The 581-nt window shown below is 73.3% G+C and carries 1 protein-coding gene; it reads left to right on the top strand.

The features are described from left to right. Window positions 1–558, top strand: a 558-nt coding sequence (locus PSD17_RS31675) for an IS5 family transposase (protein WP_339126008.1), incomplete at its 5' end; no start/stop codon positions are given. Window positions 559–581 lie beyond the last annotated feature (23 nt).

The following is a 581-nucleotide window of genomic DNA, read 5'->3' as shown; positions in this document are numbered from 1 at the left end:
CTCGACCGTCTCGCCCAGCAGGACCTGCTCGGCTGGTCACGGGCGGCGGTGGACAGCGTGAGTGTGCGGGCCAAACGCCGCGGAGAGGCCACCGGGCCCTCGCCGACCGACCGCGGCAAGGCGGGCAGCAAGTACCACGTGCTCTGCGACCGCGACGGGCTCCCGCTGCACGCGATGGTCACCGGTGCGAACACCCACGACAGTCGGATGCTCGCCCCACTGCTGGACACCAACCCCGGCGTCCGCGAACGGGCCGGTCGGCCGGGTCGGCCGCGACGCCGGCCGGGCAAGCTGCACGCCGACAAGGGCTACGACTATCCGCGTTGTCGCCGCTACCTGGCCGGGCGTGGGATCGGGGTGCGGATCGCCCGGCGTGGGATCGAGGACTCCACCCGGCTCGGGCGGGTCCGCTGGGTCGTGGAACGCACCATGTCCTGGCTGCTGGACTTCCGCCGCCTCGCGCTGCGCTACGACCGCGCCGAAGCGACGATCACCGCGCTGTTGTCGCTGGCCTGCGCCCTGATCTGCCACCGCCGTCTCACCGGGAGCCGGTCGTAACCGGCGTGACATCCGCCCCCCCC

This window comes from Pseudonocardia sp. D17, from assembly GCF_036984265.1.
In the GTDB taxonomy this organism is placed as follows: Bacteria; Actinomycetota; Actinomycetes; order Mycobacteriales; family Pseudonocardiaceae; genus Pseudonocardia; species Pseudonocardia benzenivorans.
Note: the sequence above shows the minus strand (reverse complement) of the source record. Positions and strands in the feature narration are given on the sequence as shown.